The sequence below is a fragment of the Martinezella sp. CNPSo 3959 genome, assembly GCF_057784355.1.
Genome location: NZ_JBXSOV010000001.1, coordinates 1,426,419 through 1,440,857, shown reverse-complemented (window position 1 = coordinate 1,440,857; position 14,439 = coordinate 1,426,419). Strand labels below are relative to the sequence as shown.

General features: G+C 61.1%; 17 protein-coding genes. 9 read left to right on the top strand and 8 right to left on the bottom strand.

Features of this window, described 5'->3' with window-relative positions; all coding sequences use genetic code 11:
• Positions 1-8: 8 nt before the first annotated feature.
• Positions 9-710 (top strand): polysaccharide deacetylase family protein, encoded by a 702-nt coding sequence (locus tag AC13RE_RS07215; protein WP_488562423.1) that lies wholly within the window; start codon positions 9-11, stop codon positions 708-710.
• Between the two features lie 124 nt (positions 711-834).
• Here AC13RE_RS07215 and AC13RE_RS07210 read toward each other — a convergent pair whose 3' ends face one another.
• The gene (locus AC13RE_RS07210; protein ID WP_488562422.1) at positions 835-1,029 is read right to left on the bottom strand and encodes a hypothetical protein; all 195 of its coding nucleotides are present in this window, start codon (positions 1,027-1,029) and stop codon (positions 835-837) included.
• Between the two features lie 347 nt (positions 1,030-1,376).
• Here AC13RE_RS07210 and AC13RE_RS07205 point away from each other — a divergent pair, with 347 nt between their 5' ends.
• The 4 genes from AC13RE_RS07205 (at position 1,377) to AC13RE_RS07190 (ending at position 6,207) form a co-directional block, all read left to right on the top strand.
• A complete protein-coding gene (locus tag AC13RE_RS07205) occupies positions 1,377-2,639 on the top strand; it encodes a flavin monoamine oxidase family protein (RefSeq protein ID WP_488562421.1) in 1,263 nt (420 codons plus the stop codon).
• A gap of 191 nt (positions 2,640-2,830) precedes the next feature.
• Positions 2,831-3,928: a branched-chain amino acid aminotransferase gene (locus AC13RE_RS07200; RefSeq protein ID WP_488562420.1), complete on the top strand. Its 1,098-nt coding sequence runs from the start codon at positions 2,831-2,833 to the stop codon at positions 3,926-3,928.
• Positions 3,929-4,129: 201 nt separating this feature from the next.
• Positions 4,130-5,056 carry an NAD(P)-dependent oxidoreductase gene (locus tag AC13RE_RS07195; RefSeq protein ID WP_488562419.1) on the top strand — a complete coding sequence of 309 codons (927 nt, stop codon included), beginning with the start codon at positions 4,130-4,132 and terminating at the stop codon, positions 5,054-5,056.
• Positions 5,057-5,154: 98 nt separating this feature from the next.
• Positions 5,155-6,207, top strand: coding sequence for an NAD(P)H-dependent flavin oxidoreductase (locus tag AC13RE_RS07190; RefSeq protein ID WP_488562418.1), 1,053 nt, complete (start codon positions 5,155-5,157; stop codon positions 6,205-6,207).
• Between the two features lie 67 nt (positions 6,208-6,274).
• Here AC13RE_RS07190 and AC13RE_RS07185 read toward each other — a convergent pair whose 3' ends face one another.
• The 3 genes from AC13RE_RS07185 to AC13RE_RS07175 form a co-directional block, all read right to left on the bottom strand.
• A complete protein-coding gene (locus tag AC13RE_RS07185; protein WP_015341059.1) occupies positions 6,275-6,526 on the bottom strand; it encodes a DUF2312 domain-containing protein in 252 nt (83 codons plus the stop codon).
• Positions 6,527-6,698: 172 nt separating this feature from the next.
• Positions 6,699-7,004 (bottom strand): DUF1244 domain-containing protein, encoded by a 306-nt coding sequence (locus tag AC13RE_RS07180; protein WP_488562417.1) that lies wholly within the window; start codon positions 7,002-7,004, stop codon positions 6,699-6,701.
• Positions 7,005-7,031: 27 nt separating this feature from the next.
• Positions 7,032-7,826, bottom strand: coding sequence for an N-formylglutamate amidohydrolase (locus AC13RE_RS07175; RefSeq protein WP_488562416.1), 795 nt, complete (start codon positions 7,824-7,826; stop codon positions 7,032-7,034).
• A 203-nt stretch (positions 7,827-8,029) separates the two neighbouring features.
• Here AC13RE_RS07175 and AC13RE_RS07170 point away from each other — a divergent pair, with 203 nt between their 5' ends.
• The 4 genes from AC13RE_RS07170 (at position 8,030) to AC13RE_RS07155 (ending at position 11,936) form a co-directional block, all read left to right on the top strand.
• The gene (locus AC13RE_RS07170; RefSeq protein ID WP_041677973.1) at positions 8,030-8,518 is read left to right on the top strand and encodes a DUF1036 domain-containing protein; all 489 of its coding nucleotides are present in this window, start codon (positions 8,030-8,032) and stop codon (positions 8,516-8,518) included.
• A complete protein-coding gene (gene pyk, locus AC13RE_RS07165) occupies positions 8,518-9,957 on the top strand; it encodes a pyruvate kinase (protein WP_015341054.1) in 1,440 nt (479 codons plus the stop codon). Before AC13RE_RS07170 ends, pyk begins: the two co-directional genes overlap by 1 nt.
• 126 nt (positions 9,958-10,083) lie before the next feature.
• Positions 10,084-10,965, top strand: a complete 882-nt coding sequence (locus AC13RE_RS07160) for an NAD(P)-dependent oxidoreductase (protein WP_488562415.1) — start codon at positions 10,084-10,086, stop codon at positions 10,963-10,965.
• Between the two features lie 335 nt (positions 10,966-11,300).
• On the top strand, positions 11,301-11,936 hold the full coding sequence (locus AC13RE_RS07155; protein WP_488562414.1) for a LysE family translocator: 636 nt from the start codon (positions 11,301-11,303) through the stop codon (positions 11,934-11,936).
• 4 nt (positions 11,937-11,940) lie between these two features.
• On the opposite strand, the gene AC13RE_RS07150 is transcribed toward AC13RE_RS07155, so the two are convergent.
• From AC13RE_RS07150 to AC13RE_RS07135, 4 genes are all read right to left on the bottom strand, one after another.
• Complete coding sequence (locus tag AC13RE_RS07150) at positions 11,941-12,912, bottom strand: threonine ammonia-lyase (protein ID WP_488562413.1); 972 nt, start codon at positions 12,910-12,912, stop codon at positions 11,941-11,943.
• Between the two features lie 89 nt (positions 12,913-13,001).
• Positions 13,002-13,574, bottom strand: a complete 573-nt coding sequence (locus tag AC13RE_RS07145; protein WP_488562412.1) for a DUF4865 family protein — start codon at positions 13,572-13,574, stop codon at positions 13,002-13,004.
• 3 nt (positions 13,575-13,577) lie between these two features.
• Positions 13,578-13,973: a cupin domain-containing protein gene (locus tag AC13RE_RS07140; protein ID WP_488562411.1), complete on the bottom strand. Its 396-nt coding sequence runs from the start codon at positions 13,971-13,973 to the stop codon at positions 13,578-13,580.
• A 5-nt stretch (positions 13,974-13,978) separates the two neighbouring features.
• Positions 13,979-14,371, bottom strand: coding sequence for a tautomerase family protein (locus AC13RE_RS07135; RefSeq protein ID WP_488562410.1), 393 nt, complete (start codon positions 14,369-14,371; stop codon positions 13,979-13,981).
• Between the last annotated feature and the right edge of the window lie 68 nt (positions 14,372-14,439).

Below are 14,439 nucleotides of genomic sequence, written 5' to 3'. Positions count from 1 at the left end.
CATCCATCGTGGCCGTTCCGATCCTCGCATATCATCAGATTGCGGTGCCGCCGTCGCGCAAGGCGCCGTTCAGAAGCATGGTCGTCCATCCAGAAGCCTTCCGCCGTCAGATGGAATGGCTGAAAAGGCTTGGAATTCAGGGTATGTCGCTGCGGGAGGCAATGCCTTACATCCGTGGCGAGAAGACCGGCAAAATCGCTGCCATCACCTTCGATGACAGCTATGCCAATGTCTATGAGAACGCCTTGCCCGTGCTGCGGGAGTTCGGCTTTACCGCCACGAATTTCGTCGTGGCGAACCAGATCGGCGGCAGTAATATCTGGGATGCGCCCCTTGGCGTGGCGCAGGCGCCTTGCATGTCGGTCGAACAGCTGAAGCACTGGCACAGTCTGGGGCATGAGGTGGGATCGCACACGCTCGATCACGTTCACCTGCCGCAATTGCCCATGGAAGAAGCACGCCGTCAGATCACGCATTCGCGCGAACTGCTCGAAGATTTGCTGGATGAGGGGATTTCGTCCTTCTGTTTTCCCTATGGCGACGAAACGCCGCTGGATCGTGTGCTTGCCTATGAAGCCGGTTACAGCGCCGCAACGACGACACGCCGCGGTCGGGCGCGCTCAAGCGACGATCCCTTCGGCTTGCCGCGCGCCACTATCCGGCGCAACGACAGCTGGCTGCATTTCGTCAAGAAATGTGCCCTCGGATAACGAGTCCCTGTAATCAGGGTGCTGCCGTAAAGCTGTAGCTGCCGTCGGTCTTATGGCCGGCGGCAGAAAATACGGCGCCCACGCATCTTAGTCTTCATTTCTGCCTTATCGGCCGTGGCGTCTGCTACTTCTGTTTTTGGGGCGCGAAATTGGCCGCCGGATGAGCACTGCTGTCGCTGAGTATGGCAGCTCCGCCGACATGGTTCTGTGCTGTCGCCGCCGGCGGCAGGAGGGTCCAGGTGAAATAGGCAATCAGACCGCAGACGCCGAGCAGGAAGACGGTGAGGATCGCGGGGATGGACCACTCCTTCGTGAACATCGATGTTTCCTGACGCGACTTGAAAGAAGCCCGACGTCCGGCTGCCGTCTTATTGAGTTGTGTTGGCACAAGCGCCTCCAATATTATGCGTCGCGGTCGAAAGTGTTGTTGTGAAGGTCGGTTTCCGCACGATCTTCCTCATTATCTGCCTCGATGAAGCACGTACGACATTCGTCATTTCGGCTCAATGCGGCAATTTGGTATGCCCACCATTGTGACCGTTTACAGGCCGCGCCGAGGTCGGCTACAGATGATTGACAGGGTTCGCGCCGGCGGATTGGCGAGCCTCATATCATCAAGTCGCGAGGCTCGGTCACGCTCCGATGCCTGCGCGAAAAGGAATCGGAATGCCCATCGAATCCTGGAGAGGCGGCGAGGTCGACGTTGCCGTGATCGGCGCCGGCGCAGCCGGTGTAGCTGCAGCCCGGCAGCTGCAATTGCTTCGGCCGGATCTCTCGATCGTCTTGCTCGAAGCCTCCGATCGCGTCGGCGGCCGCGCCCGCTCGATCCATCCGTTCGGCACTGACGCCGCCGCGCTCGATCTTGGCTGCGGCTGGCTGCACGGCGCGCGCACCAATGCCTGGACTGATATTGCCGAGGAAGTAGGCCTGACCGTTGATCGCACGCCTGCGCCCTGGAGCAATGGCGGCCATCGGTTGGAACAGAACGATCCCGATGCAAAAGCCGCGGCTGCCGCCGTCAACGACTTCTTCGGGCGGGTCTATGAGTATGAGGGCGATGCCGACGCCGATCTCTCGATCATGTTGTCTCCTGATGATCCGTGGAATGAAAGAATTTACGCCGTTGGCGCCTTCATGACCGGTGGAGAGCTCGACAAGTCCTCGGTGATCGATCTTGGCCGCTACGATCCCGGCCCCGGTCCCGATTGGCGCGTGCGGCAAGGCTACGGTACCTTGGTCGCCACCTACGGCTTGCCGGTACCGACCGTTGTCGGCGCCGAGGTCCGCCGCATCGACCACGGCGGCGCCGGCCATATCGTGCTTTCGACAGGCAAGGGTGAGCTGCGGGCGAAGGCCGTCATCGTCACAGTTTCAACCAATGTGCTTGCGGCCGAACGCATCGCCTTCTGGCCGCCCTTGCCGGAAAAGATCGAGGCGGCGTCCCGCCTGCCGCTCGGCCTGGCAAACAAGCTTTTCCTCCGCGTCGCCGAGCCGGCGATGTTTCCGAAGGATACGCATGTGACGGGATCGCAGCATAGCCGCCGGACGGGCGCCTATCAGCTGAAGCCATTCGGTGCGCCGGTCATCGAGGCCTATTTTGCCGCCGATCTCGCGCTCGATCTGGAGAGGCAGGGCGTCGATGCGATGTTTGGTTTTTCGGTGGAGCAGCTGAAGCGCGTCTTCGGCGCCGATGTCGGCAAGACGCTGTCGCCGCTGGCTGCGTCAGCCTGGGCGGGAGAGCCTTTCTTCGGTGGTTCTTATTCCTATGCGACGCCCGGTGCTTCCGACCTACGCAGCGTCCTTGCCGCTCCTCACAACGAGCGTTTGTTCTTCGCCGGAGAAGCCTGTTCGAAGACGCGTTATTCTACCGCGCACGGCGCCTATGAAACCGGCGTGGCTGCCGCCGAAGCCATCGCGAAAACGCTGTGATGGAAGCCACATGAGACCGATAGCCAGCTTCCCGGCGAGAAATAGCGATTCGCCTCGTAATTTTATGCAAATCGCTCTTAAACTTGCGTGAGAACAGGCGTAAACGCAATCAAATACCACCCGATTTGATTTACACCATCCTTCGGGAGATGGGCGGCGAAAGCCGCGGCAAAAGAAGCATTGGAGGAGCCATGAGCACCGGCGAAACATTAACCTTCGACATCCAGAAAAACCCCAATCCCGCGACGGCGAGCGAGCGGGAAGCGCTGTTGCAGAACCCGGGCTTCGGCCGCATCTTCACCGACCACATGGTAACGATCCGCTACTCGCAGGATCGTGGCTGGCACAGCGCCAAGATCGAGCCGCGCAAGGCGCTTGCTCTCGATCCGGCAACCGTGGTGCTTCATTATGCCCAGGAAATCTTCGAAGGCATGAAGGCCTATCACCTGCCGGATGGCGGGGCCGCCCTTTTCCGCCCGAGCGCCAATGCGCTCCGTTTCCAGAATTCGGCCGAACGGCTGGCGATGCCGCGCTTGCCGGAAGGGCTTTTTGTCGAGTCCGTACGCGAGCTGGTCAAGATCGAGCGCGAATGGATCCCGACCGCGGAAGGGGCATCGCTCTATCTCCGGCCGTTCTTGATCGGCACCGAAGTCGCTCTCGGCACAAAACCGTCGGCAGAATATATCTATTGCGTCATTGCTTCCCCGGTCGCCTCCTTTTTCAAGGGCGGCGGATCGGCCGTTACGCTCTGGGTGTCCGAGAACTTCACCCGCGCCGCGCCTGGCGGCACGGGTGCTGCCAAGTGTGGCGGCAACTACGCCGCAAGCCTTGCCGCATTGGCTGAGGGCCAGCGCGAAGGCTGCGATCAGGTCGTCTTCCTCGATGCCGTCGAAAAGCGCTGGATCGAGGAGCTTGGCGGCATGAACGTCTTCTTCGTCTTCGATGACGGATCGCTGCAGACGCCGCCGCTCACCGGCACGATCCTGCCGGGCATCACCCGCGATTCGCTGATCAAGCTTGGGCGCGACATGGGCCTGACAGTGCGTGAGGAGCCCTATTCGATCGAGCAGTGGCAGGCGGATGCCGAGAGCGGGCGCCTGCGCGAATCCTTCGCCTGCGGCACGGCGGCTGTCGTGACGCCGATCGGCAAGGTGAAGGGCCGCAAGCACAGCTTCACCATCGGCGACGGCAATGCCGGTGCAACGACGCAGCGCCTGAAGGCGGCGCTGACCGACATCCAGTTCGGCCGCGCGCCGGACAAGAACGAGTGGCTGGACCGCCTGTTCTAAGCGAACCATGAACCCATATCCGGCGGGAAAAGGCATGTGAGCTCTCCCGCCGGCTTCTGACTCAAAAGCGGTTCAGTTTTTCGTGAAATATCTGAACCGCTCAATCTCTTTGTTTCACGCAACTCCGGATGGAAAACCGCTGCGCATTTTTCCTGGAATTGCTCTAAAGTTCGCATAGTCACCCGAAACATCGGAGTTGTCATGATGACCAGCGTCAGCGAACGTCCCGGCATCGAGCCGGGCGAGGAGATCGGCTTTGTCGGTCTCGGCGTCATGGGCCAGCCGATGGCCCTCAATCTCGCAAAGGCAGGCACCAGGCTTGTCGTGTGGAATAGATCGCCGGCAGCGGCCGATCCGTTGCGTGAGGCGGGTGCGACGGTCACCGTAAGCGTAGAAGAGGTGTTCGAACGCACGCGCATCGTCATCCTGATGCTGGTCAACGAAACTGTGCTGGACGAGATGCTGCGGCGCGGGACACCGGACTTCGAAAAGCTGGTATCCGGGCATATCGTGGTTTCGATGGGAAGCAATTCGCCCGGCTATTCACGCAGATTGGCCGCCGATATTCTCGCAGCCGGTGGGCGCTATGTCGAAGCCCCGGTTTCGGGCTCGCGGAAGCCTGCCGAGACAGCGCAGCTGGTCGCGCTGCTCGGCGGCGATGCGGACACGGTTGCCGAGGTGCGGCCGCTGCTTGCGCCGATGTGCCGCGAAACGATCCTGTGCGGTCCGGTCGGCAATGCGCTGCTGATGAAGCTGGCTGTCAATCTCTATCTCTGCACGACGCTGGCGGGTCTCGCAGAAGCCTCGCATTTCGCCGAGCGGAACGGCCTCGATCTCGAAACTTTTCAGGCTGCGATCGATTCCGGCCCGATGGCCAGCGATCTGACGCGCGTGAAAATTCCGAAGCTTGTTGCGCGGGATTTTTCAGTGCAGGCGGCGACAGCCGATGCGTTCAACAGCACGAAACTGATTGCCGAGGCGGCTCGTGCCGTCGGCATGGCATCGCCGGTCCTTGATGTCTGCCGTACTCTTTATGGCGAGAGCGTCGAACTCGGCAACGGCCGGCTCGACATGGTGTCGGTGGTTGCGGCCATCGAGGCCCGCACCGAAGCGCTCCGGCGGAACTGAGGGACGCGTAATTTCATCAAGCTTACGCTTGGGAAGCCGCGTTGCGGCTCCTATGTTGCATGGAGACCTGAACAGACATTTCTGAAAGGACGCCGGACATGTCTGCACCTATGGACAGCAATCTTTTTCAACAACTTGGCTTGAAGCATCCGTTGATCGTCGCGCCGATGGCGGGCGGTCCTTCGTCGGTGGAGCTGGTGGCGGTGGCTTCTGCCGCAGGCGCGCTCGGCGCCATGGGCGGCGCCTATTTAAATGCCGTGGCCATCGAAGCCTTTGCCGCCCAGGTACGTCAACGAACCGACAAGCCGTTTTCGATCAATCTCTTCATCCCGCACTCAATCCCGGAAGTTGCCACTGATCGGTTTGAGCGCGCGGCGGCGGCGACCGCACGATATCGCCAGGAGTTGGAACTGCCGTCGCCGCAGCTTTCGCCTCCCTACGAAGAGGATTTCGATGCGCAGTTCGAAGCTGTCTTGCGTATCAAACCCGCATGCTTCAGCTTCGTCTTCGGCCTGTTGCCGGCCGGCTATGTACCGGAAGCGAAGAAAGCTGGTATTCCGCTGATCGGCACGGCGACGACACTCGACGAGGCGAGGGCGCTGGAAGAGAGCGGCGTGGATGCGATCGTGTTGCAAGGGTTTGAAGCGGGCGGTCATCGCGGCATTTTCGATGCGCGGGCAGCGGATCCGGAAATCGGCATGCGGGATCTCCTGGCGCAATGCGTCGGCACCATTCGTTTGCCGCTGATCGCAGCCGGCGGCATCATGACCCCAAGCGATATCCAGGCGGCGCTGCTGGCGGGAGCGCAGGCCGTGCAGATGGGCACGGCCTTCCTTGCCTGCACGGAAGCCGGAACATCGGCACCCTATCGCAGGAAGCTGCTGGAAACGCCGGAGCGAAAGACGCGAACGACACGCGCCTTTTCGGGCCGCTTTGCGCGCGGCATCGAGAACCGCTTCATGAACGAGATGGATGGGAAGCCGGACGCTACCCTTCCCTTTCCGGCGCAAAACAAGTTCACGCGGGACATACGCGGTGCGTCGACGGCGAAGGGATCACCGGATTTCCTGTCTCTATGGTCAGGAACCGGCAAGGGTGAGCTTTGGCAGGGTAGTGCGGCCGAATTGATCGGTCGTCTTTTCGCCGAGTGATGCGCTCAAAAAGAAAGGAGCCGGCAAGCCGGCTCCAGATCATCTCGCAAGGCTCATAAAGCCTTGATTATTCCATGCCGAGTGCGGCCATGTAGGTCTGCAGGATGGATTCTTCTTCCAGGCGTTCGTTCGCGTCCTTCTTGCGAAGGCGGATGATGGTGCGGATCGCCTTGGTGTCGTAGCCGCGGCCCTTGGCCTCGCCCATGACGTCCTTGATATCGCTTCCAATCGCGGCTTTTTCTTCTTCGAGGCGCTCGATGCGCTCGATGAATTGACGCAGTTCCGCCGCGGCCACGTTCTCGACGCTGTTCTCTTCCATGCACTTCTCCTAAAGGGTCTCAAAGGGTCGCTTGCAGCCCGTCGCAGATGAGATCGGTCAGTCACCGATAGGGGCACATCGCTTCAGGGCTTGCGCGGGATTTCGAATTCGATCGGGCAGTTGACGTGCCGCGAATGGCGCGCAAGGTCAAGCCGAATTGGTGAAGGGAGCGTTAATCTTTCGGCTTGTTCTGCTCGAAAGCGGCTTTTTGCACAGGCGAGGCTTCTTTCTGGTGCAGGTTCTTCCAATCCTCGTAGGGCATGCCATAGATCACTTCGCGCGACTCGTCCTTGCTGACGGGCAGGCCCACCTCTTCGGCCGCTTCGCGATACCAGTTGGAGAGGCAGTTGCGGCAGAAGCCGGCGAGGTTCATCAGGTCGATGTTCTGAACGTCGCTGCGTTCGCGCAAATGCGCAACGAGGCGGCGGAAGGCTGCGGCCTCGAGCTCGGTCTGCTGTTGCTTGGTGACTTCGGTCATCTCTTTCTCCTCAATTCGCTTGCCGGCTCACGCCTCGTAAGGACCGGTGCGCGAAGGATAGCGCTTATATTCATGGAGCGCCGGATCGGCATTGATCTCTGAGAAGATCGGCGCCAGGCGATCGGCCCATTCGACAATACCGATCTCGTCGCCGATCAGATCCTGCCGGACTTCCAGCAGCGCATGCGCAATGCCCTTTGTCATGCAATGGCGGAACATGGTGTCGTTGCGCAGCGCGCCGTCATACGGCTCATTATCTCCGATAACGAGATCGGTATCGGCGCCGAGCTTTGCAAGGAGCGGCACGACAGCACGCTCGTCGCTATCCCAGAGCACGCTGGCATGCCAGGGGCGCGGCACACCCTTCCACGCCGGCGTGAAAGAGTGCATCGAGAAAACCAGGGGCGCCTTGCCGGTAGCTTTCGCCACCGCAGAAATCGTCTCATCCACCGCCTTGTGATAGGGCCGGTGGAAGGCCTCTATACGGTAGTTCCATTCCTCATCCGTGATCGGATGATTGCCCGGGATGATCGCGCCGTCCGAGATCTTCATGACGAGCGTCGGGTCGTCCTCGCCGCGGTTCGGATCGATCAGCAGACGGGAAAAGCCGCCAAGCACGCCTGGCACGTCCAGCCGCGCGCAGAGATGACGGCAGAGGCCTTCGATGCCGATGTCGTAGGCGATGTGGCGGGAGAAGGCGGTCTCCGGCAGGCCGAGGCTGCCGTAGCGCTCGGGCAGGCGCCGCATGGCGTGGTCGCCGAGAATGACCATGCCTTTGTCACGATTGCCGGGTATGAATTCAAACGGTCTGAAATCGGTCATGCGGATTGTCGATTATTGAAATTTTCAACTCTTTGTTTGATTGCATGTGCGGATGGAAGGTGCAAGGTTTGCAGCTTCGATCGGATGAGGGGCGGCGCATGGTGCCGTCACCATCCCGTGAAGAAAATATAATCGATTAGAGTTGCGTTGACATTCATGGGATGGCAGCGCAAGAAGACGCAACAACGAATAACCGGGAGCCAATTGGAGCCGTGTCCAGCCAAGTCGCGCCACGTTTCGTTAAGCGGTCAGGCCCGCTCGCCCGAATCGCCTTCCTCATTCTCGCCGCGGCAGCGCCGTTCTTCTTCATGCCGAATGCGGCCCATGCCGATTTCCGAACATGCAACGGTACGCAGAACCTTGTCGGCGTTGCGATCGGCTATCGCGCCAAGGACGGCTGGGTGACGGAGGGCTGGTGGCAAATTCCGGCCAATACCTGCGCGACTTTGATCGAGGGGCCGCTTCAATCCCGCTATTATTATCTCTACGCAGAAGATGCGGCCCGCGGCGGCCGCTGGACGGGTGACGTCGAAATGTGCGTGGCGGAAAATGAATTCAAAATCCCAGGCGTCAAGGATTGCTACGCGCGTGGCTATCAGAAGATGGGATTCAAGGAATACGACACCGGGCGCCAGGCGAGCTGGATGGTTCAGCTTTCCGAGCCCTCGGGCAGCCAAGAAAGCCAGAATTGATGAGACGAAACCGAAAAGTCAAAATCCTCGCAACGCTCGGTCCGGCCTCCTCTTCGGAGGAGATGATCCAGAAGCTTCACGAGGCCGGGGCGGACCTGTTCCGCATCAACATGAGCCATGCCAGCCATGATGTGATGCGGACGCTGATCCAGCGCATTCGCGCCGTCGAAGCTCGCTGTGGCCGGCCGATCGGCATTCTCGCTGACTTGCAGGGTCCCAAGCTGCGCGTTGGCAAGTTTGCTGACACCAAGGTCGATCTCAAGCCCGGTCAGACTTTCACGCTCGACAATCAGGATATCCCCGGCGACAACACGCGTGTCTACCTGCCGCATCCGGAAATCCTGGAATCGGTTCAGCCCGGCCACCGCCTGCTGATCGATGACGGCAAGCTGGCGCTGCGTGCCGAAAAGTGCGACGGCAAGAGCATCGTCACGACTGTCATTTCGGGCACCAAGATTTCCGACCGCAAGGGCGTCAGCCTGCCCGATACGCTGCTCGGCGTCGGCGCGCTGACCGACAAGGACCGCGCCGACCTCGACGCCGTTCTCGCGACCAATGAAGTCGACTGGGTCGCGCTCTCCTTCATCCAGCGCCCGGAAGACCTGACGGAAGTTCGCAAGATCTCGCATGGCCGCGTTGGCCTGATGTCGAAGATCGAGAAGCCGCAGGCTGTCGAGCGCATCGAGGAAATCATCGAGCTTTCCGACGCGCTGATGGTGGCCCGCGGCGACCTCGGCGTGGAAATGCCGCTGGAAGCCGTTCCGGGTATCCAGAAGCAGCTGATCCGCGCCTGCCGCCGCTCCGGCAAGCCCGTGGTCGTCGCTACGCAGATGCTGGAATCGATGATCTCCGCGCCGGTCCCGACCCGCGCCGAAGTCTCCGACGTCGCCACCGCCGTCTTCGAAGGCGCCGATGCCGTTATGCTCTCGGCCGAATCCGCCTCCGGCGACTATCCGGTCGAAGCCGTTTCCATGATGGCGTCGATTGCCGGCACCATCGAGCGCGAGCCGCATTATCCCGGTATCATCTATGCCCAGCGCGCTCTTCCGGAAGCGACCGGCGCCGACGCGATCTCGCTCGCTGCCCGCCAGATCGCCGAGACACTGAAGCTCGCCGCTATTGTTTGCTACACGTCCTCCGGCACGACAGGCCTGCGTGCCTCGCGCGAGCGTCCGCAGGTTCCGATCCTGGCGCTGTCGCCGATCATCCAGACGGCGCGTCGCCTGTCCGTCGTCTGGGGCATGCATTGTGTGGTCACCCACGATGCGACCGACCTCGATGACATGGTCAACAATGCCTGCCGCATCGTTGCCGAGGAAGGCTTCGGCAAGCCGGGCGACCGCATCATCATTTCGGCCGGCGTTCCGCTCGGCACGCCGGGCGCCACCAACATGCTGCGCATCGCCTATATCGGTTCGGACGGCCAGTCCGGCGTGTGATTGCCGACATCTAATTGCGGCAGCACCTCAAATATCCGAAACCCGCTGTCGAAAGACGGCGGGTTTTTTCTTGAAGCCGAAGCGCCTGCAATCCCCAAGCAGGCGGATTGAGAAGGAGATATGCCAATGAAAGTCGGATTTATCGGATTGGGCCAGATGGGCAGCGCCATGGCCGCCAATCTCATCAAGGCTGGGCATGACGTGACCGTCTACAATCGTTCGCGCGACAAGGCCGAGGCTCTGGCCGGCGAGGGCGCCAAGGTTGCTGCGACCGTGGCGGAAGCGTGCGGCGGCGAGGCTGTCTTCACCATGCTCGCGCATGACGATGCGCTGTCGGCCGTCGTCCATGGCGATGGCGGCGTTCTGGCAAGCCTTGGCAAGGGTGCAGTTCATATTTCCGCCAGCACGATCAGCGTTGCCATGTCGGAAAGGCTGACGAGGGAACATGCCGCAGCAGGTCAGCACTTCGTGGCAGCGCCCGTCTTCGGCCGTCCGGAAGCGGCGGCTGCGGCAAAGCTCTTCGTTGCCGCAGCGGGTGCGCCTGATGCGATCCGAACGGTCACACCGCTTTTCGACGCCATCGGTCAGCGCACCTTCGTCCTCGGCGAGGAGCCGAAGGCGGCCAATCTCGTCAAGCTCAGCGGCAATTTCCTCATCGCTTCGGTCATCGAGTCGCTGGGGGAGGCCATGGCGTTGGTCGAAAAGGGTGGTGTCGACCGGCATGCCTATCTCGATCTCTTGACCTCGACGCTTTTCAACGCGCCTGTCTACAAGACCTATGGCGGGCTGATCGCGGACCGCAAGTTCCAGCCGGCGGGCTTCACTGCTCCACTCGGTCAGAAGGATATTCGGTTGGCTTTGGCGGCCGGCGAGGCGCTGAACGTGCCGCTGCCATTGGCGAGCCTGCTGCGTGATCGTTTCCTCAACCTGCTGGCGCATGGCGGCGAGGAACTGGACTGGTCGGCGATTGGCGCGCTGGCGGCGAAGGATGCGGGGTTGGTGGGGTAGTTCGGGGGCTGTGATGTAATTATCGCCGATCAAGCTAGTGGAGAGTACGCACCCCCCTCTGTCGCTGTCGCGACATCTCCCCCACAAGGGGGGAGATTGGTAACTCGCGGCGTCGATGCTCCTCAAACGACCAATGAGTGTGCAGAAACTGCAGTTTATCGATTTAAGGAGACGGGCAGCAAACTCCCGACGATCTCCCCCCTTGTGGGGGAGATGTCACGAAGTGACAGAGGGGGGTATCAGAAGTGCGGCATACTCAAAGCCTCCATCAAGCAACCCCTTGCTAAGTACCCCACCACATGCAACCTTCCTATCTTCCAGAGGAGGGATCCCCGATGCATCTGACCACGCTGCTCGCCTTCGCCGCCGTTTCCTTCATCGGTATCGCGACGCCGGGGCCGACTGTGCTTCTGGCGTTGACCAATGGCTCGCGCTTCGGCATCAGGCGCGCCTTGCCCGGCATGGTGGGAGCCGTTCTTTCCGACGCGGTGCTGATCAGCGCCGTTGCCATCGGTCTTGGCGCCTTGCTGGCTGCCTCCGAATTCTGGTTTTCGGCTCTGAAATGGGTGGGTGCGGCCTATCTTGCCTTTCTCGGCATCATGATGCTGCGTTCCAAGGGAAGCATCGACGGCGCCTTGCAGGCGAGCGCGAGCCAATCGAAGGGAACCGCTTTCTCCATTGGGCTGAAGAGCTTCATGGTCGCCGTGACCAATCCGAAGGGCTATCTCTTCTTCTCGGCGTTCCTGCCGCAGTTCATCGATCCTTCGGCGCCGCAGATGCAGCAATATATCGTACTTGGCGCGATCTTCGCCGCGCTCGATTTCATGATCATGTTCGGCTATGCGGTGTTCGGCTCACAGGCCGTGCGTGTGCTGAAGTCAGAAGGAGCGAAATGGCTTGAGCGCGCCTGCGGCGGCGCGCTGCTGGCTCTTGCCGGATCGCTGGCGCTCTATCGCCGCGCCGTGAACTAGGGGTTTAGTGGCGGCTCAGCGCCGCCTCGAAAACATCCTGATCGACATTGCCGCCAGAGGTAACGGCGATCACCGCATCACCCTCGATTTGCCTGCCGTGGAAAAGTGCGGCAGCAAGCGCGACTGCGCCGCCCGGTTCAACCACGATCTTCAGCCGAGTGAAGGCGAGTGCCATGGCCTTCTGCGCTTCCTCGTCTGTCACGACGAGGCCGGGGCCGCAGAGGCGTTTCATGATCGGAAAGGTAATGTTGCCCGGCTGCGGCGTGATGATGGCGTCGCAAATCGAGCCCTGCAGCGCGACATTGCGCTCGATCTTGCCCGAGGCCAGCGAGCGGGTGGTGTCATCGAAGTTTTCCGGCTCGCACGGGCGCGCCTTAAGGCCCGGTGCGCGGGATTCGAGCGCCAAAGCGATCCCTGAAGTCAGGCCGCCACCGCCGCAGGGCACGAGCACGCTGGCTGTCTCGATGCCTTCCTCCGCCGCCTGCTCTGCGATCTCCAGCCCGGTTGTTCCCTGGCCGGCGATCACCTGCGGTTCGTCGAAGGGTTTGATGAGCGTCAGGCCGCGCTCCCCGGAAATGCGTGCGCCGATCTCGTCGCGATCTTCTTTAATACGATCATAGAGCACGACCTCGGCGCCGAAGGCGCGGGTATTGGCGATCTTCAGCTTCGGCGCATCCGTCGGCATGATGATGACCGAGGGGACGCCGTGCAGCTTTGCCGCCAGCGCCACGCCTTGGGCGTGGTTGCCGGAGGAAAACGCGATGACACCTCTGGCGCGCACGGACGGTTCCAGCGCTGAAACCGCCGACCAGCCGCCGCGAAACTTGAAGGAGCCGGAATGCTGCAGGCACTCGGCCTTCACGAAGAGGCGGCGCCCGGCGATCTCGTCGAGAAAGGGCGAGGAGAGAAGCGGCGTGCGTCGCGCCCTGCCGCCGAGGCGAGTGCGGGCGGCTTCGATCATTGCGATATCGACCATGGAGGGATCACTCTTCGGATTCAGAAAGACTTTCCATCCATAAAGCTCCCGCCTTTCCTTTAAAACAAGGAGATTGTCTCCATGACACTTCAGGCGATGGCTGGCAGCGAGAGGTGCCCGACATCATAGGTCTGCGGACCGGATTTAGCCGGATTTTCGGGCGGCTCTGCCAAGAGGCGGAAGCGCACCAGCGTCCAGTGGGTCGGTTCGAAGGCGGCGACCGAAGCGAGGGCTTCACCGTTCGATATGGCCTGCGCTGCTGCCTCGATCTCCTTCGCGCGGAGTTCGGCAAGCGATGTTTCGGCGTCGATCGCGACCACCTCGCGCGTGGCGAACTTGGCGCTGCGAATATCCGCAGATGTCTCGACGTGCCAGGCGATCCAGGTATTGACCTGAGGACGACCGAAATTCTCGGTCAGGGCCGCGAAGCCTGGGCCAGAGACGAAGTCGCTCAGGCCCTGTTCTTCATGCCAGACGTAAAAGGGGGAATAAAGGTTCTGCCGGCTCCCCGTGACGACATCGCCCTTTCTTGCCGTTAGGTAGGCCTTGAACTTCAGGCCCGGGAGATTGTCGAGCAGGGGACCTTTTTCACGGATACGGCGATCGATGATCGCCATGTCGTAATCCGCGGGTAGGGGGAAGTTATATTGCATGGCGATCATCGGTCATTCCTCCAGCCAGGTCACGGCGCTTCCATTTTGCGCCGCCTGGATGCTGATATAGGAAAAGGCATTCTCCGGTGCCGCACCGTGTCGATGGCGTTCGTTCGGTGCGAAGCTGATGCAGTCGCCGGCGCGCAGTTCCTCGGCCGGGCCGCCGAAGCGTTCGGCAAGTCCGACGCCGGACAGAACATAGAGGATCTGCCCATGCGGATGCGTATGCCAGCGCGTCATGACGCCAGGTTCGAGTTCACAGCGCATGGCCGTGAGACCGCCGTTTTCAGCGTTCTCCACGAGCGACTCCACCAGGAAAGAGGCGGTAGCGATGCCCTCGGGCGATGGGCGCATATTCGTGCCGGCGCGATGTATGGCCGGCGTTTGGGTCGATGTGGTCTGAGGCATGGCTCTCAGACCTGTTCGCTCATCTGCGCGCGACCGTCGGAGAAGGACCAATCCTCGCGCGTTGCCGTGGTGATGGTGATCATGATGTCTTCGGGACGAACGCCAGGGGCGTCTGCAAGAAGCTCGACAACACGGCGATAGAAGGCTTGCTTGACCTCGGTGCTGCGCGGCTTGCCGATGGTGACGTCGAAAAAAACGTAATCGTCCGAACGCGGCTTGCTGGCGAAATAGGTGCGATCGAAGATGAGTTCATGCGGCTCCAGCTGATGAATGGACTGGAAGCGATCGGTCGGCGGCACGTCGAAGGCCTCGACCAGGGCGCGGTGGAAATTATCCGACAGTGCCTTGAGATATTCCGGCGACTTGCCGCGCAGAAGGGTGATGCGGGTGAATGGCATGCGATTGCTCCTGTTTCCGTGTCACTTGACGAGTATAGAATGCCAGTGGATAATCATCCTGAAAACCA